This window comes from Pseudomonas sp. Root329 (assembly GCF_001424925.1).
Taxonomy (GTDB): Bacteria; Pseudomonadota; Gammaproteobacteria; order Pseudomonadales; family Pseudomonadaceae; genus Aquipseudomonas; species Aquipseudomonas arabinosi.
Genome location: NZ_LMCV01000045.1, coordinates 1 through 21,797, shown reverse-complemented (window position 1 = coordinate 21,797; position 21,797 = coordinate 1). Strand labels below are relative to the sequence as shown.

Below are 21,797 nucleotides of genomic sequence, written 5' to 3'. Positions count from 1 at the left end.
TGGGGCACACAGCGTTCTCAGCCTTAGGGGCAGGTAGCCAGAGGCCAACCGACTTGCGCTGCACGGAGGAGGCTGGCCTTAACAACCAAGCGGTGAAATGGGGCAATGACGAAGATGTAGGCCCGGCCTAGACGGTTGTGGCACTGGACCACGGTCGAAAAAACGAGTTGGTGACTGCCTTCTGGCTCTGCCTCTCCAGAACACAGAACCGATATCCGGAAGTCGAGGTGCTTGTCGTCCTCTCCCAACACGATTTCAGTCTGGTTCGTGCTGTAGACCTTGAAGATTCCAATCCGATGAGCAAGTGTTGCCAAGTGTTTGGCTGTCTTGAGACCAAAACAGGCAACGATAGTGTCTCGGACTTTCAAGAGCCATCCGATCCAGGATGGCTGGTGGGAAAAGATGAATCGAGCTAGCAAATCCGGATTGCTGGATGTGCCCGCAGGGAGCCGAATCGCAAAAGCGTCCGCCAGGTTCATCGACTTGTAAAAGTGGGAGATGCCGGACCTCAAGGGGACTGGCACGGACGTAATGAGCTCGAATTCTCTGGGCATCGGGGATCTTTCCTTAGGTCTAATTACTAATTAGGCGACATACCATGTCGCGTTTCTTGCGGCAGTTCTCGTACCGCGATTTTACAAACTGCCTTCTTTGTAGATAGATGACTGAAGAAACTCTGCTATCAGCGATGTAATCTGCTGTTGAATCACCCCACGCGGGCGAGCGCTGTCGCCATCCCGGCAAATGATGCCATCGCCTGGTACTTCTTCTTCGAGCAATACCTCCGCGCCAGGTTTGCACTCCGACAAGAAACTGAAATGGCTTGCGTCGCTGATTTCGACGTAACGGCTTGACGCCGCAGGCAGGCGTTTGGCCAGGTTGGCAGACTCCAACTCAGCGGGAAGCTCGCGCGACGGTACGCCGGCAGCGATCACCAGCGTTGGTACCGGCAGCGCGGCCAGGCTTTCATCGGTCATGCCCCGTGAAAGCCCCAGGTCCAATGTAACCACGGCAGTGACGCGTTTATCGCGCCAATCGGCGGCCAACGCGGCCTGTGATTCTGAGGTGCTTGCGGGGTTTATCTTTCCATAGACGGTGCAACTTGCTAACTGCGGGTGTGCTTTGCAGTCATGGGCGAAGCGGTCTGGATCGAAACGAGCACCGGCGATCTCCAGGGCGGTCCAGCCGCCGAGTGAATGGCCCACCACTGCAATTCGGTCATTGGCGACCAAGCCGAATTTTTCAGGTTGAGTGGTGACCCTATCAATGGCTCGGCGCAAATCAACGGGCCGCTGCCATAACTGCGCCGCTGCTTGAGGGCTACGGTCATGAGTGGTGGTGCCAGGGTGATTGATTGCGGCGACGATGTAACCCCTATGAGCCAGAGCACTGGCAAGCCAGATCTGGTTGCTCCAGTTACCCCTGTACCCGTGGGAGAGCACCAACAATGGATGCTTGCCAGCAGCGGGCGGCGCGTCACGAACGGCAGAAGCACCGACGAACACCGCATCATCGCCAATCATTTGCGTGGCTGCGGTAGTTGCACTGGGGTACCAGACGACCATCTCCAGTGCGCGGTCATTGTGCGAGTCCGCCAGTGTGGAGGAGTGGAAGCCGACAGGGTTCTCGTCAGCGAGTGCGATAGTCGTCAGCCAGGTCAACAGCAGGGCGCCAAAAGCTATTTTCAATGTCGTTTCTTCCTTGATCAGATAAGTGCATAGAAACTGCTGAGTCATTAATGCCCGGGCATTGGACTGCTTGGGCGCTTTACATCGCGTTTTCGCCTTACCGGGTCAGGGCTCGCAATGCGGCTCGGTTGAGGCAACCGGGGCGTACGCAGTAACAGACTGATTTCCTCTGCGCTGACCGCTCTGCTGAAAAAGTGGCCCTGAATTTCATCGCAGCCGTTTTCACGCAGGAAGGTTTGCTGCTCTTCGGTTTCGACACCTTCGGCAATGACCTTGAGGTTCAGTTTGTGCCCCAACGAAATCACTGCGGTGGCGATGGCTTTGTCGTTCTCGTTGTCGGGCAGATCGCGCACGAAAGACTGGTCGATCTTGAGTCTCGCGATCGGGAAGCTTTTCAATGCTGCGAGGCTGGAGTAGCCGGTGCCGAAGTCGTCGATCGAGAGACTGATCCCCATTGATTGCAGTTCCTTCATTTTGCTGATGGCTTGCTGAAGGTCTTGCATGATCAGGCTTTCGGTCAGCTCCAGCTCAAGGTACATCGGGTCCAGTCCGGTTTCTTGCAAGGCATGCATCACCCGGTCGATCAGGTCCCTTTCGATGAACTGGCGTGCTGAAATATTCACCGACATGGTGATCGGCGGCCAGCCCGCATCCTGCCAGTCCTTGTTCTGTCTGCACGCGGCATGAATCACCCAGTCGCCGATGGGCACGATCAACCCGGTCTCTTCGGCCTGCGGAATGAATTTGATTGGAGACACGATGCCGAGCTCGGGGTGCTGCCAGCGGATCAGTGCCTCTACGCCGATAATCTGACCTGACTGCAAATCCACCTGTGGCTGGTACAGCAGCAGGAACTCGTCATGGTTGAGTGCGTTTCGAAGCCCGTCTTGCATGGCGAGCTTGCCCTGAACCTTGTTTTTCATCTCGCTCGTATAGAACTGGTAACTGTTGCGACCCAGCTCCTTGGCCCGGTACATGGCGGCGTCCGCGTTGCTGAGCAACGTGTCGGTATCGTTGCCGTCGGCAGGGTAGGTGGCCAACCCCATGCTGCAGGTGACGTGGAGTGTATGTCCGCTGAGCTGAATCGGCCGCAGGATGGCTTCCTGGATTTTGTGCAGGGCTGGAGTAACGCCGTCGAGGTCTGAGGGCTGGTCGAACAGGATGATCACAAACTCGTCGCCACCCAGTCGCACGACGGTGTCGGTGCGTCGTACACACTCCAGCATGCGCTGGGCGACGGTTTTCAGCAGTTCGTCTCCAGCACTGTGCCCAAGGCTGTCATTCACCAGTTTGAATTTATCCAGATCGAGAAACACCACCGTCACCAGGCGGTCGTAGCGCTGAGCATAAAGTATTGCCTGCTTGAGACGGTCTTCGAGCAGTGTGCGATTCGGCAGCCCGGTCAATGCGTCATGGTCGCCCATATAGCGAATGCGCTTTTCGGTAAGTTGGCGTTCTATCGCAATGCCGGCAAGCGGTGTCGCCATGTCGATCAGTCGCGTTTCGGTCGAGCTAGGGCTGCGTACGGTGTTGGAATACAAGGCAAACGTCCCCAATACCTTTCGCTCATGGGACAGAATCGGCGTCGACCAGCAGGCGCGAAATCCATAGGGTGCAGCGACTGAACGGTACGCCTCCCACAGCGGATCCAGCTCGATATCCGTGACGATGACCGGTTCTCGTCGATACACCGCGGTGCCGCATGAACCGACGTTCGGACCGATCGCAATCCCGTCAATGAGCTGGTTATAGGCTTTCGGCAAACTGGGGGCAGCCCCGTGCAGCAGGTGCTTGCCATCCTCATCCAGCACCAGGATGGACACCATCATCCCCTCTAGCTGGGACTCCACCAGGTGAGCCAGGCTGTCGAGGACTTCTGCAAGCTCGGTGCTTCTGGCGATCAGCTCCAGGACATGACCTTGTCCGGCACGGATGACGGCTTCTTGCTCTAATCGGCTGTTTTGCAGGGCGAGTCGCTCTGTGGCGATACTCAATTGGACCGTTCTTTTTTCCAGCTGAAGTCGGTCTTTGAGGAATTGATTCACCGCGCGAGCCATGTTGCCGATCTCGTCCTTCCCATGTTCCGCCATCATCAAATGCGTTTTGTCAGTGTGTTCCTGACGCAATTGCCGGCTGATTTCATTCAGGCGCGCGAGCACATGACGGCCCATGAAGACCCGGGTCACGAACCAGGCGAACACCAGGCTGGCGCCCAACATGATAAGCACCCATTGCTGGCTACGATTTGAGGCCTCGACCAGGCGCTGCAGGGCTTCGCGATAGTCTTCGGTGTAAGCACTGGATTGTGCGCGGGCCACCGCGACCAGAACCCCGGCCTCATTCTTCAGTTCCTCATTGAAGCGCTGTATGACGTTGTGCTGATTGATGAGTCTCAGTCGCAGGGAGAAGAGATCGGGCGTCTCCACATCAGCGTCGGGTAACTTGCCTGCGGTGCGTGACAGGCGCTCATAGCGGATCCGCAAACGTTGCACGGCATCACTGTCAACAGCCTGCGGCAGATCGAAAAGCAACATCGCCAGTTCCAGGCTGGCCCGGGTCTGAGTCGCGGTTAACCGGGTGGTGTGATCCTCCATGGTTTGCTCGAAGGTGACCTCGGTTTGCAGCAGGCTTTCTCGCAGCTGCGCAACGATGTTGGCGGTATTGCGGAACATCTGACTCGACTGATGCATGTCGAGTATCGCCACGCCACTGTTCGCGGCAGTCAGCTGCTGCACCAGTTGATCAAGGGCTTCAAGCTGTTCGACGGTCGCGGCATAGCTTGAGCGCAGGGTGTCGGGGGAGCGGGTTGTCAGAAGCTGATCGGTCTGGCGTTCGATCAGCAAGGTACGCTGCAGCATGTCTTGCCCATCTTGCATGCGGACCAGTCGTTCATCCGTCAGCTGGCGGGTGGCGTTGTTTGACGTGCGCAAGGCGTAGACCGCCGTTGCACCACTCGCCAGGATCAGCAGCGCCAGCGTCAGGAACGCCAGTGTGAACTGTGCGCGTAGCGATTGCGGCAATAGCTGGCGTCCGAGCCGGGAAGTAACGTCCAATATCAGGGATTCCATTGGTGGCGATAGATGTCTCGATAGCCATTGTCAGGGTCGTACTGGAATTTCTTCCCGCCGTCGAAGGCGATATTGTCGGCATTGACCAGGTGAATCGGCGCGACGAAGCCACTCACCGGCTGATCTGCAAACAGCCGGTTCAATTCATCCATCACTTGCCAGCCATGCAGGTTGAGCGGCTCGGCCACGGTGACGGTCTGGTAGGTTTTTGCCTGTATGCGCAAGAAAGCCGAAGCGCTGCCATCACCGGCAGACAACAGACTGATGCCGTCGCTGGGTATTGCGGCGTTGGTCAATGAGGCAATCGAGTAGTCGAAATAGATATCGTTGATGGCCAGCGTGTGGGTCCAGCGCTTGCCATAGCGCTGAAGCAGTTCCTTGGTGATCGCCGGCATCTTCTCGCCACTTTCGGAGATCGCGACATCGCGCACTTCCAGCAACGTGCATTCCGGACAGGCCCGAATGACGTTTTCCATGGCCTTGGCTTTCGCCATGGCGATGCTGTACTTGGAGTCGGTCAGGATGACCACGCCGGCGTGTCCGTTTGACTGTGCCACTGCCGCCATGGCCGTGAGGCGAGCCACTTCGAGCGGGTCGGTCGTGACGTTCATGGCCACCGGCGTGCCGTCAATCGGCCCGGGTCGTGCCCCGGCGTGCCAGCCAACCACCGGCACATCCCGTTTGGCGAAGAGGATCAGTGCCGCATTGTTCTCAAGGGCATCGGAGCCGCACAGAATGAGGCCGTCGGGTTTCGCTGCCAGGGCATCGGAAAAGGCCTTTGCGCGCCCGGCCGATGATCCAGCGCCATCGAATATTTTCAGCGTCCAGCCCATCGCCTTGGCTGCCTCGCGAGCGCCCTGCGCGACACCGACAATTCCTCCGTTACGCAAATCTTCTGCGACAAAGGCGATGCTCTTGCCCCGCGGGGCTTGCGGGCCGGATACAGGGCCGCTCCAGCGAACGGCATCGAGGGTGGCCCTGGAAACAATTTCCTGCGCTTGAATCACCGTAACCGTGGCGTTTTCGGCACCCGCTGCGGTTGGCAGGTTCTGGCCGAACCCGGGCGTTGCCGTGAAAAGACAGAAAACCGTAATTGAAGCCATCCAGATTAGCCCGGGCCTGATCAGGCAGGTTCGATCACCGCCTGTGATGCCGGGTCTGGAGCCGATGGCGCGATCATAGTCTGGCATGGCGTCCCTTTTTGCCAAGAGTGCAGCGTTCACTGCCCGAAAGGATAGTCGGTTCTGCTGTCATCCGGTCTTTTGTGGGTGAAGTGCGCGAACTTTAGTCCTGAACATTCAGGAAATGGGGCAGGGTCCATGGCACAAAACAAGGGACGAAGGCCAATTGCATCGTTGACCACATTGAGTGGTTTTACAAGGCTTCGACTTTGCATAGGCAGCCAAACCACGATCTGTAGCAGCTGTCGAGCTTGCGAGGCTGCGTTCGGCTGCGCAGCAGTCGTAAAACCTGTGTGCGAGGTTTAACTGAAACACCGCACTGCCTGATTTCACGACTGCTGCGCAGCCGAACGCAGCCTCGCAAGCTCGACAGCTGCTACGGATGGTGTCGTTCCTTAACTGATTGGCATTACGGCACACTCACGCCTTTACAAAGCACTGTTGTACAAATCCGTCACCAGCATGCAGCCGGGGGCATGGGTGATGCACAGTGGTGGACGTGAAGCCTGCACCACCGATTGAGGCGTCACACCGCAGGCCCAGAACACTGGTATTTCGTCAGCTTCAATGGGGACGGCATCACCGTAGTCCGGGGTGTTGAGCGCGTGGATGCCGATCAGCGACGGATCGCCGATGTGCACAGGAGCGCCGTGGACGTTGGGCATACGTGCGGTGATTTGAATGGCCTGGATGGCGTCGACGGCTTTCATCGGCCGCATGCTCACCACCAGCTTGCCACCGAGGCGAGCGGTGGGGCGCGTGTCGATGTTGGTCTGGTACATGGCGACATTGCGCCCCAGGTCGATGTGCTTGAGGGGGATGCCGGCATCCAGCAGCGGTTGTTCGAAGGAGAACGAGCAGCCGATGGCGAAGGCCACCAGGTCATCCTGCCAAAGGTGCTCGATATCCAGCGGTTCATCGCTCAGTTCGCCATGGTGATAGACCCTGTATCGGGGCACGTCGTGGCGAACATCAATGGCTGTCCCGAGATTGCGAAAGTACGGATCGCCCGGCTCGGTAATGTCGAGCAGCGGGCAGGCTTGACGATTGAGGGTGCAATACCTGAGGAACTCGTTGGCCCAATCACTGGGCAGAATCACAATGTTGGCTTGCACCCGGCCTTGGCCCAGGCCGCTGGTGTGGCCCTGATAGTGCCCGGCGGCGATGCTTTGGCGCAGGGCGAAAGGGGTGCTGCGCTGCAGTTGTTCGAAGGACAGGGCGGGTTGATTCATCATGGCATCTCGGCAGGATCGTTGACCCTTTTTAGAAAACCGCGGTGATGCCGTCCAACAAGGAATGTTGTTGCCCCCAGACAACTAAAAGTTATTCAGGGGGCAGTCGGCTGTCGAGGCCCGGTGCCGCGACCATGAGTAGCGGACCGACATCCGCCGCGTATTGGCAGACCACCTGGCGGCTCATCTCGATGATGTTCTCGATCAGTTCCAGCCCAGCCCCCGCACGCCACGAGGCCACGACATCCAGTTGCGGCAAGCGGCTGCCGGGATCCAGCTGGATCAACTCGCCGCTGGCCAGGGGTTTGGCCACCAGTGCCGCCGGCAAGGCGCCGATACCGAAGCCGTCACGAATCAGCCGGGTCATGGCCGACACCGAGTTGACGCAACTGACGCGCGGTGTGCTGATGCCATGGGCGTGCAACAGGTTGAGTACATCCTGATGCGGTCGAGAGTGTTTGACGAAGGTGATGATGCGCTCACCGGCCATCTCGGTGAGCGAGGCATAAGGCCGGGCGTAGATCGAATTGCTGGCGGCGATCCAGTGCATGGGGTAATGCGCCAGCTCAAGGTTGCGCACGCTTTCGTGGCGGATCAGGTCCGTCTGGAAAACGATGTCCAGATAGCCCTTTTGCAGTTGCTCGCAGAGATTGCGCGCGGTGTCGGCAGTGATCTCGATTTCCACGGCGGGGAAGGTCTGCATCAGGGTCGACATCAACGGGCTGAGCCAGGTGTGAATCACCGTATCCATCACGCCGATGCGCACCAGCCCCTGCTGCGGACTGGTGTTGTCAAGCGAGTGTTTCAGTGCGCGCTGAACCTCGAGCATCTGCTCGGCGTAGTCGAGCACCTTGAGACCTTCGGGCGTCAGCGACACCCCGCGTGAATCGCGCACGAACAGGCGCAGTCCCAACTCATCTTCCAGCGCGGCGATCCGGCTGGAGATCGCTGCCTGAGTGCTGAACATCTTCTCGGCGGTCAGGCTGAAGCTTTGCAGGCGGGCGACCCAGACGAAGGTTTCGAGGAATTTGAGGTTCATGGCGGTTCCCTTGGCGCTTATGGCTCTTGTAATGAAGGGGCGAGTTGCAATTGTTACTCCAGAGTTCGCCATCGCGGGCATCAAATTTTCTTATGCATAACCTCGTCTTTTTCCCGTTTGACGCCGTTCTGCTCCGGCACGAAGAATCCGCTCCACGACGCAGGTCGCTGCGTCCGCCCCCCACGACAACGCCTCCACAAAAAAACAATGAGGCGTGTCCGTCATCTTCGCTTGCTGTCGCAGGAACCTCTTCCATGGGAAAAATCATGACTGTCCACGTGCCTTCAAAAGTGGGTCGCACCCGCCCATTCAATGGGTACGCCCCGGTTGGTACATTGCTCGGCCTGGGTCTGCTCTGTGCACCGACCGCTCAGGCGGATTTCGTCGCGGACAGTAAAGGCAGCCTGGAAGCGCGCAACTTCTACTTCAACCGCGATTTTCGCCAGGACGGTTCGCGCGACAAGGCCGAGGAGTGGGCGCAGGGTTTTCTGTTGCGGATGGAGTCGGGTTACACCGCTGGAGCGTTTGGGTTTGGCCTGGATGTTTTGGGCATGGCCGGTTTCAAGCTGGACTCCGGTGGCGGGACGGCGGGGACTAATCTGTTGCCACCGGATTTGTCCGGCGGCTCACAGGATCGCTATGGCGAGTTAGGCCTGACAGCGAAAATGCGCGTGTCCAACAGCACCCTGAAGTTCGGGACGTTGCAGATCAAGGACCCGGTGGTGAATTCCAACGATACCCGCCTGTTGCCGAGCACGTTCAAGGGTGGGCTGGTGAATGTGCAGGAAATCGATCGTTTGAAGCTCACGGGCGGTCAGCTCACACAGATCAATTTTGTCGACTCCACCGACTATCAAGACATGACCGCCAACCGTATTGGCGGGCAAAGCGACAGGTTTCAGTTTGCCGGGGCTGACTATCAGTTCCTGCCGAACCTGACCGCGCAATACCGCTACGGCCAGCTGGAAAACATCTACCAGCAAAATTACCTCGGGCTTGTGCACACGCTGGACCTGGGCGCCGGCCAGTCGCTCAAGAGCGACGTGCGCTATGCGCGCAGTACCGAAGACGGCAACTTTCGAGATATCGATAACCAGGCCTTCGGTGCGATGTTCACCTATAGCCTGGGCGGTCATGCGTTGGGCTTTGGCTATCAGCGCATGAGCGGCGACGATCCGTTTCCGTATATCGGGCGCAGCGATCCGTACCTGGTCAACTTCGTGCAGATCGGTGACTTCGCCAACATCGATGAACATTCCTGGCAAGCGCGCTACGACTACAACTTTGTCGCACTCGGCGTACCGGGATTGACCTTCATGACGCGCTACATCTCTGGCGACAATGTGCAACGCACTGCGCCGGGTGAGGGCAAGGAATGGGAGCGCAACACCGATATCGCTTACGTGGTACAGGACGGTTCTTTGAAAGGGCTCGGTGTTAAATGGCGTAACGCGTCAGTGCGTTCGAACTTCGGTAATGACCTGGATGAGAACCGCGTGATCGTAAGCTATACCGTGGCGTTGTGGTAAATGCTGAGTGGACTTTATATTCGATTCAGGAATAAGCAAATCGATATTTATTCCTTTTAATATTTGTTCGTGAGGTTCATTTTGAAGGCCTGCACATCCGTGCGGATGTATTCGACATCAGACAGGAAGCCTCATCATGACCATCAAAGCGATCAACGTCCGCAACCAGTTCAAGGGTGTCATCAAGGAAATTGTGACAGGCGAAGTGGTCTCCGAAATCGATGTGCAAACCGCCTCCGGCATCGTCACCTCGGTGATCACCACCCGTTCAGTGCGCGATCTTGAATTGAAAGTGGGGAGCGAGGTGATTGCCTTCGTCAAATCCACAGAAGTCTCGATCGCCAAGCTCTGAAATGGCCAGGGCTTGAATCCGCGGAGCCGCTCACGTCAGGAAAAGGACAGCCCCTGGCTCGCACGAATCAAGTCATAGGCCTTTCGGGCAATCAAGTTCGCGGTGTTGGGCCTGATCCACAGGTAGTAGGTCACGTCCGGCAGCCGCGGCAATCCGTCATTTTCACCCAGCACGCGCATGTCTGGACCGAGCATCTCCATGCTTCGGGGGGTGACACCCAGGCCTGCGCGGGTCGCGGCCTTGATGCCAATCAGATTCGACGCCAGGTACGCCTGGCGCCAACTGATGTTGGCGCGTTCCAGCGCCTCCAGGGCATAGCGCCGGTAGATACTCGGTTCATCCACGAGGATCAGTGGCAACGGTTCGCCGGGATTGTGAATGTACTGCGCCGAGCAGATCCACCACACCGGCGAAGTGCGTAAGGCGAAGCCTTCCAGGCTTGGGTCCTGGCGGGTGGAGATCACCATGTCGACCTTGCCCCGGTGCAAGTCGTCCATCAGAAACGGGCTGCGCCCGACATCGATTTCCAGTCGCAAACGCGGCGCCGAGCGGGCGATGTGGCTGAGGATCGGCGGCAGGATGGTGTCGGCAATGTCGTGGGGCGAACCGATGCGCAACACACCGCTCAAGCTGCTTTCACGCAGGGAGTTCAGCGCATCGTCGTTGAGCGACAGCATCTGCCGGGCATGACGCAGTAACTGCAAGCCGGGTTCGGTGAGTTGCTTTTGCCGCCCGCGCTTTTCGAACAGGCTCACCCCCACTTGCTGTTCCAGGCGTTGCATGTGTTGGGTGACCGACGATTGCGTGCGGGCCAATTGCGCGCCGGCCTCGGCAAAACTGTGGTGATCAACCACGGCAATGAAGGTGCGCAGTAATTCGAGATCGAGAGTGGGTGAGGTCGGCATGGCCAATTCCGGGGCTGTTTTTATATCAAGGCTGAAAACATAAACATTACGTTTATTTATGTGTTTTTGCTGGGTTTTTCGCTTCTAGAACTTTAGCGCCAGTAAATACGGGTCTTGTTGAAGTGCGCTCCCGGTGAGAATACGGGAAGTTATAACGATATTAGATATTTGAATTTCCGTTACTTCAAGGCTGTACCTAGGATGCCTCCACATCAGGTCGGGGTACGCCGATCAATCATCAGGGGAAGATCCATGTCGAAAAAGTGCTCAGCCGTTAAACAATTGTTGCCTGTGATGCTGGGCGCCTTGATCTCGCTGGTTGCCAGCACCGGTGCCCGGGCTGATGCAACCTTGGACAAGATCGAGCAACGGCATGTGCTGGTGGTCGGCGTATTGCTGTCCGGCGGCCCGTTTGGCGGGATTGATCCAGCGAGCCAAAAGCCGCGCGGTTTGAATGTCGATCTCGCTCAGGAACTGGGACGGCAACTGGGCGCCGAGGTGGAGCTGGTGCCGGTATTGCCCGCCAACCGCGTGCAGTTTTTGCAGCAGGGCAAAGTCGATTTGCTGATTGCCAACATGGAGTGGACGGCCGAACGCGGCGAGATCCTCGGGTTTGTGCCGACACCGTTCTACCGCGTAGGCGGAACCGCAGCGGTGCTCAAGGACAGCAAGATCACCCGTTGGGAAGACCTGAAAAACCAGCCGGTCTGCACCTCCCAGGGCAGCAGTTACATCAAGCCGCTGACCGAGTTGGGCGTCGAGATCAAAGCCTTCAAGAGCTCTTCGGAATCCTTGCTGGCCCTGCGCGGCAACAACTGCGTCGCGGCGGTGCATGACGCCACACTGATCAATCCGTTGCTCGCCGACACCGCCGAATGGCAGGGCTATCGCGCGCTTACGCCTGAACTCAATCCCGCGCCGTCGGTGATCTGGACCCGTCCCGGAGAACGCGATACCCAGGCCAAGCTCGATCCGATCATCAAGGAGCTGCACCGCAGCGGCTGGTTGATTGAGGCCCAGACCCGCAACCACATCACCCCCGCGTCGCCCGCTCTGGTGGAACTGCAGAAACAGTTCCAGGCCAACGGCGCCTGATCCCGGTTCTCCACCTCATCGTTTTCAACAGACCGTCCTTTTGCCGGGCGGTCGTTCAAGGTAGTCGTGCATGAACCGATATTTTTCCGCCAGAAGCCTGACCACGCTTTGCCTCGCCTGGTCCGCCGCGTTAGGCGCCAGCCTTGCCCAGGCCGATGCCACGCTGGACAAGATCGAGCAACGCCACGCCATCAGCGTCGGGGTGATTCTCAGTGGTCCGCCATTCGGCACCATCGACCCGAAGACCGGTGAACACCTGGGCTACAACGTCGAACTGGCCAAGGGCATCGCCAAGGCATTGGGCGTCGAAGCGAAGACCGTTTCGGTACTGGCACCCAACCGCGTGCAGTTCCTGCAACAGGGCAAGGTCGACATCCTGATCGCCAATATGCAGTTCACCGAAGAGCGCGGCGAGATTCTTGATTACGTGCCCACACCTTATGAAGAAGTCGGCGGCGCCGCGTTGATTCGCAAAGGCGCTGGCGTGACTCAATGGGCTGATCTCAAGGGCAAGCCGGTGTGCGTGTCCCAAGGCAGCAACTTCATCAAGCCCTTGCAGGAAACCTACGGCGCAGAGATCAAGGCGTTCCGCAGCCAATCCGAATCGTTGTTGTCGCTGCGCGGCAATGGTTGCGTGGCGGCGGTGCATGTCAGTCCGACCATGCATGCGCTGCTGAGCGATGCCGAGTGGGCTGATTATGAAATCCCGCTGCCGGGTGATTTGATCCCGTCGAACTCGGTGATCTGGCTGCGCAAAGGCGAGCACGATACCCAGGCGAAACTCGATGCCATCGTGCGCGACTGGCACCGCAGCGGCTGGCTGATCGAACTGGGCGAGCGCACCGGCATGACGCCGTCCCAAGCGTTGCGTGATCTGCATGAGCAGTACCGCAACTCGACTCCGCTGGCATCGCAACCATGAGTCGGCAATTGTTTGTGGCCTTGCAGCAACTGCTCGGCCCCAGCCATGTGCAGAGCAGCGAAGAGGCCGCGTCCTACCTGACCGACAAACAGGGTCGTTACGTCGGGCAGGTCATCGCTGCGGTGCATCCGGCGAACACCGAAGAAGTCGCGGCCGTGGTTCGTGCCTGTGTGGCCAGTGATACGCCGGTGGTGGTGCAGGGCGGCAATACCGGACTGATGGGTGGCGCGACCCCGGATGGCAGCGGCCGAGCGGTGTTGCTGTTGCTCGATCGGCTGAATCGTGTGCGGACGGTGGACACCGACAACGACACCCTGACCGTCGAAGCGGGCTGCATTCTGCAAACCGTCCAGGAGGTTGCTCGTGACGCCGGCCGTTTGTTTCCCCTGAGTCTGGGCGCCGAAGGCAGTTGCACCATCGGCGGCAATCTGGGCACCAATGCTGGCGGCACCGCGGTGCTGCGTTATGGCAATACTCGCGAGCTGACCCTGGGCCTGGAAGTGGTCACCGCCGAGGGCGAAATCTGGCATGGCCTGCGCGGCTTGCGTAAGGACAACACCGGCTACGACTTGCGTGACCTGTATATCGGCAGCGAAGGCACCCTCGGCATCATCACCGCCGCGACCCTGAAGCTCTTTCCGCTGCCCAAGGCGCAGGCGACGGCACTCCTGGCCTTCGACTCTCTGGCCCAAGCGGTGCAATTGCTGTCCCATGCCCGCGCCGGTTTCGGTGCCAGCCTCACCGCGTTCGAACTGCTCAGTGCCGACTGCCTCGCGCTGCTGCGCGAGCAATTTCCGCAAGGTCCGCAACCTTTTCTCGGTGCTGATCAGCCTTGGTTTGCGCTGTTGGAACTGTCCGACAACCACAGCGAAGCCCATGCCCGCCAAGCCTTTGAAGAAGTGCTGGGGGACGCCTTCGAACGCGAGTTGCTGGCCAATGCGTTGATCGCCGAAAGCCTGGCCCAGAGCGAAGCCTTGTGGCTGTTGCGGGAGAACATGAGCGAGGCGCAGAAGCGCGCTGGTCGCAACATGAAGCATGACATTTCAGTACCGATTTCCCAGGTCGTGGCGTTTGTCGCCCACTCCGATGCGTTGTTGCAGGCGCATTTTCCCGGTGTCCGTCACTTCACCTTCGGCCATTTGGGCGACGGCAACCTGCACTACAACGTTGCTCATCCGCTTGATTCGACGGTCGAGGCGCACATGGCCCATTACGCGGCGCTCAGCCTGCTGGTTCATGACAGCGCCCACGCCCACGGTGGCTCCATCAGTGCCGAGCACGGCACCGGCCAGCGCAAACGGGACATGCTCGGGCGCTACAAAAGTCCGGTGGAGCTGGACCTGATGCGTCGCATCAAGCAGGCGCTGGACCCAAAAAACCTGCTCAATCCGGGCAAGGTATTGGAGGTGATTCAGTCATGAGTCTTCGCCTGTCCAAACGCGTGCAGCGCGTCTCGCTGTCGGCCAATGCCGCCGCCAAATCCCAGGCCACGGCGTTGCGTGATGCCGGTCGCGACATCCTCGACCTGACCACCGGCGAGCCGGATTTCGACACCCCCGAGCACATCAAACAGGCTGCTTATGCCGCCATCGCCGCCGGTGCCACCAAGTACACCCCGACGCCGGGCGTAAAAGCCTTGCGTGTCGCCGTGCAACGCAAACTCCAGCAGGAAAACCGTCTGGACTATCCGCTGGAATCGATCGTGATTGCCAACGGGGCGAAGCAGATCATCTTCAACGCCTTCGCCGCGACCCTCGACGACGGCGATGAAGTGCTGGTGCCGACGCCGTACTGGCCGTCCTTCCCGGACAGCGTGCGCTTCAATGGCGGCGAGCCGGTGTTTATCGAGTGCGCACTGGCGCAGGGCTGCAAGCTCACCGCAGAACAGCTGGCCCAACACATCGGCGAGCGGACTCGCTGGCTGATCCTCAATGGCCCCGGCAACCCCAGCGGCGCGGTGTACAGCGTGGCCGAGCTGCAAGCCTTGGCCGAGGTGCTGCGTCGCCATCCGCAGGTGCTGATTCTGTTGGATGAACTCTACGAACATATCCGCTTTGACGGCCAGCCGGCGCAGAGCCTGCTCAATGTCGCGCCGGACTTGCAACCGCGCTGCCTGCTGGTGGGCGGTGTGTCCAAGACGTACGCGATGACCGGCTGGCGCATCGGTTTCGGTGCCGGGCCGCAAGTGCTGACCAACGCCATGGCAGTCGTGCAGTCGCAATCTACGTCGGGAGCATCTTCGGTAGGACAGGCTGCTGCGTTGGCGGCCTTCGAGGGTGGCCTGGACTTCTTGCCGGAGCAGGTGGCGGCCTATCAGCAACGCCGGGATTTACTGGTGAGCGCCTTACGCGACGTGGACGGTCTTGAAGTGCTGGAACCCCAAGGCGGCTTCTTCGTGTTTGTTCGCTGCGCCGGGTTGCTGGGGCGTTATCGTCCGGATGGCGTATGCCTCAACAGCGACACCGATGTCGTGGCGTATCTGCTGGAGGAGGGCGTGGCCGGTGTGGCGGGCGGCGCTTACGGCCTGTCACCGTGGTTTCGCCTGTCCATCGCCACGGCGACCGACAGCGTTGCCGAAGCCGGGCGTCGCATCGCTCACGCCTGCGGGCAATTGCGGGGCGAACCATGAGTCATTGGCTGCAGCTTTTTGTCCACTGGACTGCCGGGTTCGGCCTGAACTACGGTTTTCTGCTGGACGCCTACCAACGCGGAACCCTGGCGCAGGGCGCGTTGACCACGGTGCTGCTCTGCCTGTTCACCATTGTCGGCAGCTTGCTGGCCGGTGTTGGATTGGCGGCGATGCTGACCTCTGGAAAACCCTGGTTGGCAAAATCGGCCCGAATATTTGTCGAGGTCACCCGCAACACACCGACCCTGGTGCAGCTGTATTGCGCCTTCCTGGTGCTGAACATGCTGTTGACACAGGCTGTCGGCGCGGCCAACCCGCTGACGCCGTTCGCCTGGGTGGTGATCGTGATCTCGTTGCACAAGGGCGCGTTCCATGCCGAAGCCTTGCGCGCCGGCATCGAGGCGGTGCCGACCGTGACGCTGGAAGCGGCCAGTTCACTGGCGTTCAGCAGCCGTCAGTTGCTGTGGAATGTGCAGCTGCCATTGGCCCTGCGTTTTGCCTTGCCGTCGCTGATCAACAACCTGATCGACCTGGTGAAAATGACGGCCGTGGCCTCGGCGATTGCCGTGGGGGACATCACTTACGCGGCGATCATGATCTGGACCCAGAGCGACAACGTGCTGGAGCTGATGATTCTGATCCTGAGCTTTTTCGGCCTGCTGAGTTTTATCGTCAATTGCGTGGGGCGCTACCTTGAAGCGCGCCTGAGGATGCCCGGCTATGGCCATTGAATCGTCCGTCACCGCCCCGGTGGCCTGGCCTCGGCGGCATGTCGGCAAGCTGCTGTTGTTGATGTGTGTCGTGCTGTGGCTGGTGTATGTCGCCCCGCACAGCCCGGTGTTCATGGCCTTGCTGCAATGGTCGCCGGCCTTGGCCGTGGGCTTTGGTCAGAACATTCTGATCAGCCTCGTCGCCATCGGCCTGGGGTCGTTGCTGGGGCTGTTGGTCGGCGCGTTGGCGCTGTCCCCGCTGCGACTGCTGCGTTTGCCGGCACGGATATGGGTGCAGATTTTCCGCAATGCGCCGTGGTTGGTGCTGATCTATTTCACCACCTATGTGTTCCCGTTCGAGATCCACATCGGCAGCGCCTATGTCTCGTTCCCGGACTGGGTCAAGGTCACCCTCGGCCTGGCGTTGCCGGCGAGTGCCAACGTCGCGGAAATCTTCCGTGGCGCCATTGCCTCGATCCCCAGCACCCAATGGGAAGCCGCACGTTCCCTGGCGTTCACTCGCGGACAGATTTTCCGTTCGATCATCCTGCCGCAGTGCTTCAAGCGCATGTTGCCGCCGTGGATGAACCTTTACGCGGTGATCACCATGGGCACCGCGCTGGCGTCCCTGGTGGGCGTGCATGACGTGATCGACACCGCGCAAATCGCCAGCAACACCGTGAACATGACCGGCTTCACCGTGGTGATTTACCTGAGCCTGTTGGTGCTGTTCTTTGCCTATTGCTACCCGATTTCCCGACTCACCCAACGCCTGGAGCGACGTTATGCCTTCTACTGAAACCGTCGCCGAGCCCCTGGTCAGTCTGCGCGACCTGCACCTGTCGTTTGGCACTAACCCGGTGCTCAAAGGCATCGACCTTGATGTGCATCGCGGCCAGGCCGTGTCAATCATCGGCCCGTCCGGCTCAGGCAAATCGACCATCCTGCGCTGCATTACCGGCCTGTTGCAGCCCCAGCGCGGCAGCATCCGCGTCGGTACGACCGAGGTTCACACCCTGGCCCAGGAAGCCCAGCGCATCGAATTGCGCAAGCGCGTCGGGTTTGTGTTCCAGCAATACAACCTGTTCCCGCATTTGTCGGTACTGGAGAACCTGGTGATTGCCCCGCGCAAGGTGCTGGGGCGCAACCGGATCGACGCCGAGAAAGACGCCCGCGCCTTGTTGGCCAAGGTGCGGATGGAACACAAGGCTGATGCCTATCCGGGCCAGCTCTCGGGCGGTCAGCAACAACGGGTGGCGATTGCCCGCGCCCTGGCGATGCGTCCGGAACTGATTCTGTTTGATGAGGTGACCTCGGCCCTCGATCCGGAGACCGTCGGCGAAGTGCTGACGGTGATTCGCGAGCTGACCGAAGAGGGCATGACCTGCGTGCTGGTCACCCACGAAATGCGTTTCGCCGAAGAGATCAGCGACATCGTCTACTTCACCGAGAACGGCGTGATCGTCGAGCACGGCAGCGCCGCGCAAATCTTTCAGCACCCCACCAGCGAGCGCACCCAGGAGTTTTTGCGTCACGCCCTGGGTGATCCGGGGCGCCGGCCGCCCATCGCCAATGATCCGTATCTGTTGACCAACCTGGGTCGCTACAGCCTGTCCGTCTAATACCGAGGAGCCTGTTCATGAGTACCGTTAACCGTGCCGCCGTCATCGAGGATTTCCTGAAGAAAATCCGCGTCATCCATCAACGGGGCGTCGACCGCGCCGCGCTGGTGGAAATCGTTTCCTTGCTTGAAGTCCTGGCCGAGCGCCGCGATCTGTTCAATTTCGACGAGTTCCCCGCGCCGGTGCCGGGGCAGGGCAGCACCGCGTTCCGCTACCGTCTCAATGACGACGGCGACACGCCGACGCTGTACCTGAACTCGTTGTTGCCGGGCAAAAGTACGATCCCGCATAACCATGAAACCTGGGCGATCATCAGCGCGGTCGAAGGCCAGGAAATCAACTACGTCTACCGTCGAGACGACGAAGGCCGCGAGCCCGGTTTCACCACCTTGCACCTGGAAAAACAAGTGATCGTGCAACCCGGCACCTCCATCTCGTTTCTCGGCGAAGACCTGCATGGCATTCGTGTCGAAGGCGAGCAGGCGACCCTGCATTTCCACCTGTACGGTTTGCCGCTGGAGTCCCTCAATGGCCGTTACGGCGTGGAAGCCGACGGGCGCATCCTCAATTACAACGCCTCGCAAATGGCGCCGTCGATCAAGGCCTACGCATGATCGATCTGTATTACTGGCCCACATGCGAAGGGCCGGGAAGTCGCGGCCAATGAGCGCTCTCTGGCGCTTCAATAACTCTTTTTTCAAACGGGACTCCCATGAGCCAGACCGTAACTCCAGGGCAACTGCAGCAGTGGCTGTTCGACGGGCAGGAAATTGCCCTGTTTGACGTGCGCGAGCACGGCCAATATGGCGAAGCTCACCTGTTTTTCGGGGTGAATTTGCCCTACAGCCGTCTGGAGCTGGAGGTCCGGCGTCTGGCGCCGAATCCCCAGGTTCGGCTGGTGATCTACGACCAGGACGGCGGGGATGTCGCGGCGCGTTCTGCTCAGCGTCTGCGGGCGCTCGGATATGGCCACGTGCATGTGCTCGAGGGCGGTGCCGATGGCTGGCAGGCTGCCGGGTTCCAGCTGTTTGCCGGGGTGCATGTGCCTTCCAAGGCCTTCGGTGAATTGGTCGAAGAGGCCAGCCATACGCCGCATGTCACCGCGCAGCAACTGGCCGAATGGCAAGAGCGAGGCGAGCCGCTGGTGGTGCTCGACGGTCGGCCGTTCGATGAGTACCGCAAGATGACCATTCCTGGTTCGGTGTGCTGCCCGAATGGTGAACTGGGTTATCGCGTCCACGATCTGGTGCCGGACGAAAGCACCCCGATCGTGGTCAATTGTGCCGGTCGGACCCGCAGCATTATCGGGGCCCAGACGTTGATCAATCTGGGGCTGAAGAATCCGGTCTACGCGTTGGAGAACGGCACCCAGGGTTGGTATCTGGAAGATTTTCAGCTGGAGCATGGCAGCATCCGACGTTACGCCGAGGTGGTGTCGTCTGGCCCGTTGCCGGGGCAGCGACTCGCTGCTGCGCAACTGGCGGAGCGGGCTGGTGTGAAGACCGTTGAGGCTGGGCAGGTCGAGCAATGGGCCAGGGAGGCCGGGCGCAGCCTGTTTTTATGCGATGTGCGCACTGCCGAGGAGTTTGCTGCGGGCAGTCTGCCGGGTGCGCAACACACGCCGGGCGGGCAGTTGATTCAATCCACCGATCTGTATATCGGCGTGCGTCAGGCGCGGTTGGTGCTGCTCGACAGTGATGGCGTGCGCGCACCGATTGTTGCCAGTTGGCTTCGACAGTTGGGGCATGAGGCGTATGTGCTGGCAGGCGGCGTGAGCAGTGATCTGGTGTTGCCCGCGTTTGAGGTGATCGCTCACGAGGCGTTGCCATCGATCACGGCGCGGGCCTTGGCCGACGCGCTGAAGGATGACGCGGTCGCACTGATTGACCTGCGACCGAGCATGACCTTCCGCAAGGGGAATATCGCCGGGTCGCGCTGGTCGATTCGCTCGTTGCTGGCGTCTGAAGTGACCGGTGAGCAACGGCCACTGGTGTTGGTCGCCGATGATCCGCGGCTGGCTGCTTTCGCGGCGCAGGAGCTGCCGGAAAATCAGCGCCTTCAAGTCCGGCTGCTGGACGGCGGGATCGATGCCTGGCGCGCAGAAGGGTTCGCGGTGCAGGAAAATCCGACCACGCCTTCCGATCAGCAGTGCATCGATTTTCTGTTCTTCACCCACGACCGTCACGCCGGCAACAAGGACGCGGCGCGTCAGTACCTGGCCTGGGAAATCGGTTTGTTGGCGCAGATGAGCGACGACGAGATCGCCAGTCTCAAGCCGCTGCGCGTCACAGTGCCCCGCGACGCCCGGGTGCGTACGCGTCTGGTCCATTCGGCGCGTACCGAGCAGGGCGGTGGCGGTCGGGCAGTCAACGTGCCGGTCACGCGGTTGAGCACGGTGCTGTTCGATAACCTGGCGCAAATGCGCGACGCCCGTGCTCGCCGTGATAGTGAGCGGGTCTTGAGCTATGGCGCCCGAGGCAATCCGACGGCCTTCGCCCTGGAAGATCTGGTGACGGAGCTGGAGGGCGGTTACCGCACCCGCTTGTTCGGCACCGGGCTGGCGGCGATCGCGCAGACCTTCCTGGCCTACCTGCGGCCCGGCGATCACATACTGATCAGCGACGCGGTCTACGCGCCCGTGAGACGGCTGGCCCGGGAGTTTCTCGAGCCGTTCGGCATTCAGGTCGGCTACTTCGCGCCTGATGGCAGTGGCCTGCATGCGCAACTGCAAGCCAACACCAAAATGGTCTACACCGAAGTGCCGGGCTCCTTGCTGTATGAGCTCTGCGACTTGCCGGCCATCGCTGCCCTGTGCAAAACGCGAGGCATTCTCCTGGCCGTCGACAACACCTGGGGCTCGGGTTACCTGTACCGACCGCTGACCCTCGGCGCGGACATCTCGATCATGGCGTTGACCAAGTACCTGTGCGGCCACAGCGATGTGGTCATGGGCAGCGTCTGCACCCAACAAGACGTGTGGCAGCCACTGGCGTCCATGGGCGACACCTTTGGCGCCACCGTCAGCCCCGACGACGCCTATCTGGTGCTGCGCGGCGCGCGAACACTGGCGCCGCGACTGGAAGTGCACGAGCGCCAGGCCTTGCAAATCGCTCATTGGCTGCAAGCGCAACCGCAGGTGAAACGGGTGTTCCATCCAGCGTTGCCCGAGCATCCCGGTCACGCCTTGTGGCAGCGCGACTTCAATGGCAGCAATGGTTTGCTGTCCTTCGAGCTGCGTGATGCGGACCCGACCTACGTCGAACGCTTTATTGATTCGCTGCAGTTGTTTGGGCTCGGCGCTTCCTGGGGCGGTTATGAAAGCCTGGTCACCGTCGCCGATACCACGGATCGCGACAGTGTTGCGGATCGTTCGTTGAATCCGGTGTTGCGGTTGCATGTCGGGCTTGAGGATGTCGAGGCGTTGATTGAGGACCTGCAGCGCGGGTTTGCAGCTATGGATAACTAGGTTCCACCGCCAACAGTTGAAAGGGTGCCTATTCGTTATTCCAGCAGAACTCATAAAAAACGCCGCTCACTGAGTGTGATGCTGTTCACTTAAGCTCGGTGTTTCCAGGCACACATATGCGTAGAGAGGGGCGGTGGATCAAGAGCGAGGTGGCTGACCTGTGTTTTGTTTTTTGTGTGCATATCCGTTTCTGCGGTCACGGCTGCTTATGGTTCCGCTCTTACAGCGGGTCACTTGGAAAAGCCTCAAGTAACCAAGGGCTCTTGCCCCTGACGTTCGGTGCCTCGCCTAGGCTCGGCATGCCCTCGCTCCGGTCCTGCTCCGTGGGCCCGCCGCCATCGGCCATCCATGGCCGGGGG

Annotated in this window: 18 protein-coding genes; 11 read left to right on the top strand and 7 right to left on the bottom strand. The window is 59.9% G+C overall.

The genetic code is table 11. The features are described from left to right. Positions 1–23: 23 nt before the first annotated feature. The 6 genes from ASC74_RS25570 to ASC74_RS25545 all read right to left on the bottom strand — a co-directional run bounded on the left by ASC74_RS25570 (position 24) and on the right by ASC74_RS25545 (position 8,208). The gene (locus ASC74_RS25570; RefSeq protein ID WP_056745093.1) at positions 24–554 is read right to left on the bottom strand and encodes a DUF2867 domain-containing protein; all 531 of its coding nucleotides are present in this window, start codon (positions 552–554) and stop codon (positions 24–26) included. An 81-nt stretch (positions 555–635) separates the two neighbouring features. Then, entirely contained in the window at positions 636–1,688 is a 1,053-nt protein-coding gene (locus tag ASC74_RS25565) for an alpha/beta hydrolase family protein (protein ID WP_056745440.1), read from the bottom strand. Between the two features lie 47 nt (positions 1,689–1,735). Then, positions 1,736–4,756 carry an EAL domain-containing protein gene (locus ASC74_RS25560; protein ID WP_056745091.1) on the bottom strand — a complete coding sequence of 1,007 codons (3,021 nt, stop codon included), beginning with the start codon at positions 4,754–4,756 and terminating at the stop codon, positions 1,736–1,738. Next, on the bottom strand, positions 4,744–5,763 hold the full coding sequence (locus ASC74_RS25555; protein WP_056745438.1) for a substrate-binding domain-containing protein: 1,020 nt from the start codon (positions 5,761–5,763) through the stop codon (positions 4,744–4,746). Before ASC74_RS25555 ends, ASC74_RS25560 begins: the two co-directional genes overlap by 13 nt. Before the next feature lie 602 nt (positions 5,764–6,365). Next, a complete protein-coding gene (locus ASC74_RS25550) occupies positions 6,366–7,169 on the bottom strand; it encodes a putative hydro-lyase (RefSeq protein WP_056745436.1) in 804 nt (267 codons plus the stop codon). Positions 7,170–7,260: 91 nt separating this feature from the next. Further along, positions 7,261–8,208: a LysR family transcriptional regulator gene (locus ASC74_RS25545; protein WP_056745089.1), complete on the bottom strand. Its 948-nt coding sequence runs from the start codon at positions 8,206–8,208 to the stop codon at positions 7,261–7,263. 266 nt (positions 8,209–8,474) lie between these two features. Here ASC74_RS25545 and ASC74_RS25540 point away from each other — a divergent pair, with 266 nt between their 5' ends. Further along, a complete protein-coding gene (locus tag ASC74_RS25540) occupies positions 8,475–9,737 on the top strand; it encodes an OprD family porin (RefSeq protein ID WP_056745434.1) in 1,263 nt (420 codons plus the stop codon). Positions 9,738–9,873: 136 nt separating this feature from the next. Next, positions 9,874–10,089 carry a TOBE domain-containing protein gene (locus ASC74_RS25535; protein WP_008145745.1) on the top strand — a complete coding sequence of 72 codons (216 nt, stop codon included), beginning with the start codon at positions 9,874–9,876 and terminating at the stop codon, positions 10,087–10,089. Between the two features lie 35 nt (positions 10,090–10,124). Here ASC74_RS25535 and ASC74_RS25530 read toward each other — a convergent pair whose 3' ends face one another. After that, complete coding sequence (locus ASC74_RS25530; RefSeq protein WP_056745087.1) at positions 10,125–10,994, bottom strand: LysR substrate-binding domain-containing protein; 870 nt, start codon at positions 10,992–10,994, stop codon at positions 10,125–10,127. A gap of 252 nt (positions 10,995–11,246) precedes the next feature. Between ASC74_RS25530 and ASC74_RS25525 the strand changes: the two genes are divergently transcribed. The 9 genes from ASC74_RS25525 (at position 11,247) to metC (ending at position 21,438) form a co-directional block, all read left to right on the top strand. Beyond that, positions 11,247–12,089, top strand: a complete 843-nt coding sequence (locus ASC74_RS25525) for a transporter substrate-binding domain-containing protein (RefSeq protein WP_056745085.1) — start codon at positions 11,247–11,249, stop codon at positions 12,087–12,089. A gap of 70 nt (positions 12,090–12,159) precedes the next feature. Further along, positions 12,160–13,011 carry a transporter substrate-binding domain-containing protein gene (locus tag ASC74_RS25520; RefSeq protein ID WP_056745083.1) on the top strand — a complete coding sequence of 284 codons (852 nt, stop codon included), beginning with the start codon at positions 12,160–12,162 and terminating at the stop codon, positions 13,009–13,011. Beyond that, the gene (locus ASC74_RS25515; RefSeq protein WP_056745081.1) at positions 13,008–14,432 is read left to right on the top strand and encodes an FAD-binding oxidoreductase; all 1,425 of its coding nucleotides are present in this window, start codon (positions 13,008–13,010) and stop codon (positions 14,430–14,432) included. The genes ASC74_RS25520 and ASC74_RS25515 overlap by 4 nt, the downstream gene beginning before the upstream one ends. Continuing rightward, the gene (locus tag ASC74_RS25510) at positions 14,429–15,640 is read left to right on the top strand and encodes an aminotransferase class I/II-fold pyridoxal phosphate-dependent enzyme (protein ID WP_056745079.1); all 1,212 of its coding nucleotides are present in this window, start codon (positions 14,429–14,431) and stop codon (positions 15,638–15,640) included. Before ASC74_RS25515 ends, ASC74_RS25510 begins: the two co-directional genes overlap by 4 nt. Then, positions 15,637–16,371 carry an amino acid ABC transporter permease gene (locus ASC74_RS25505; protein ID WP_056745077.1) on the top strand — a complete coding sequence of 245 codons (735 nt, stop codon included), beginning with the start codon at positions 15,637–15,639 and terminating at the stop codon, positions 16,369–16,371. The genes ASC74_RS25510 and ASC74_RS25505 overlap by 4 nt, the downstream gene beginning before the upstream one ends. Continuing rightward, the gene (locus ASC74_RS25500) at positions 16,361–17,149 is read left to right on the top strand and encodes an amino acid ABC transporter permease (RefSeq protein ID WP_056745075.1); all 789 of its coding nucleotides are present in this window, start codon (positions 16,361–16,363) and stop codon (positions 17,147–17,149) included. The genes ASC74_RS25505 and ASC74_RS25500 overlap by 11 nt, the downstream gene beginning before the upstream one ends. Then, the gene (locus tag ASC74_RS25495; RefSeq protein WP_056745073.1) at positions 17,136–17,972 is read left to right on the top strand and encodes an amino acid ABC transporter ATP-binding protein; all 837 of its coding nucleotides are present in this window, start codon (positions 17,136–17,138) and stop codon (positions 17,970–17,972) included. The genes ASC74_RS25500 and ASC74_RS25495 overlap by 14 nt, the downstream gene beginning before the upstream one ends. Positions 17,973–17,989: 17 nt before the next feature. Further along, a complete protein-coding gene (locus ASC74_RS25490) occupies positions 17,990–18,586 on the top strand; it encodes a hypothetical protein (RefSeq protein WP_056745071.1) in 597 nt (198 codons plus the stop codon). 98 nt (positions 18,587–18,684) lie between these two features. Next, complete coding sequence (metC, locus tag ASC74_RS25485; protein ID WP_056745070.1) at positions 18,685–21,438, top strand: cystathionine beta-lyase; 2,754 nt, start codon at positions 18,685–18,687, stop codon at positions 21,436–21,438. The last annotated feature ends 359 nt before the right edge of the window (positions 21,439–21,797 follow it).

Excerpts from the sequence above, each read along its gene's own strand:
- ASC74_RS25530 (WP_056745087.1), bottom strand. The coding sequence starts at position 10,994 with ATGCCGACCTCACCCACTCTCGATCTCGAATTACTGCGCACCTTCATT.
- ASC74_RS25560 (WP_056745091.1), bottom strand. The coding sequence starts at position 4,756 with ATGGAATCCCTGATATTGGACGTTACTTCCCGGCTCGGACGCCAGCTA.
- ASC74_RS25500 (WP_056745075.1), top strand. The coding sequence starts at position 16,361 with ATGGCCATTGAATCGTCCGTCACCGCCCCGGTGGCCTGGCCTCGGCGG.
- ASC74_RS25540 (WP_056745434.1), top strand. The coding sequence starts at position 8,475 with ATGACTGTCCACGTGCCTTCAAAAGTGGGTCGCACCCGCCCATTCAAT.
- ASC74_RS25495 (WP_056745073.1), top strand. The coding sequence starts at position 17,136 with ATGCCTTCTACTGAAACCGTCGCCGAGCCCCTGGTCAGTCTGCGCGAC.
- ASC74_RS25515 (WP_056745081.1), top strand. The coding sequence starts at position 13,008 with ATGAGTCGGCAATTGTTTGTGGCCTTGCAGCAACTGCTCGGCCCCAGC.
- ASC74_RS25490 (WP_056745071.1), top strand. The coding sequence starts at position 17,990 with ATGAGTACCGTTAACCGTGCCGCCGTCATCGAGGATTTCCTGAAGAAA.
- ASC74_RS25570 (WP_056745093.1), bottom strand. The coding sequence starts at position 554 with ATGCCCAGAGAATTCGAGCTCATTACGTCCGTGCCAGTCCCCTTGAGG.
- ASC74_RS25505 (WP_056745077.1), top strand. The coding sequence starts at position 15,637 with ATGAGTCATTGGCTGCAGCTTTTTGTCCACTGGACTGCCGGGTTCGGC.
- ASC74_RS25525 (WP_056745085.1), top strand. The coding sequence starts at position 11,247 with ATGTCGAAAAAGTGCTCAGCCGTTAAACAATTGTTGCCTGTGATGCTG.
- ASC74_RS25520 (WP_056745083.1), top strand. The coding sequence starts at position 12,160 with ATGAACCGATATTTTTCCGCCAGAAGCCTGACCACGCTTTGCCTCGCC.
- ASC74_RS25510 (WP_056745079.1), top strand. The coding sequence starts at position 14,429 with ATGAGTCTTCGCCTGTCCAAACGCGTGCAGCGCGTCTCGCTGTCGGCC.
- metC (WP_056745070.1), top strand. The coding sequence starts at position 18,685 with ATGAGCCAGACCGTAACTCCAGGGCAACTGCAGCAGTGGCTGTTCGAC.
- ASC74_RS25535 (WP_008145745.1), top strand. The coding sequence starts at position 9,874 with ATGACCATCAAAGCGATCAACGTCCGCAACCAGTTCAAGGGTGTCATC.
- ASC74_RS25550 (WP_056745436.1), bottom strand. The coding sequence starts at position 7,169 with ATGAATCAACCCGCCCTGTCCTTCGAACAACTGCAGCGCAGCACCCCT.
- ASC74_RS25545 (WP_056745089.1), bottom strand. The coding sequence starts at position 8,208 with ATGAACCTCAAATTCCTCGAAACCTTCGTCTGGGTCGCCCGCCTGCAA.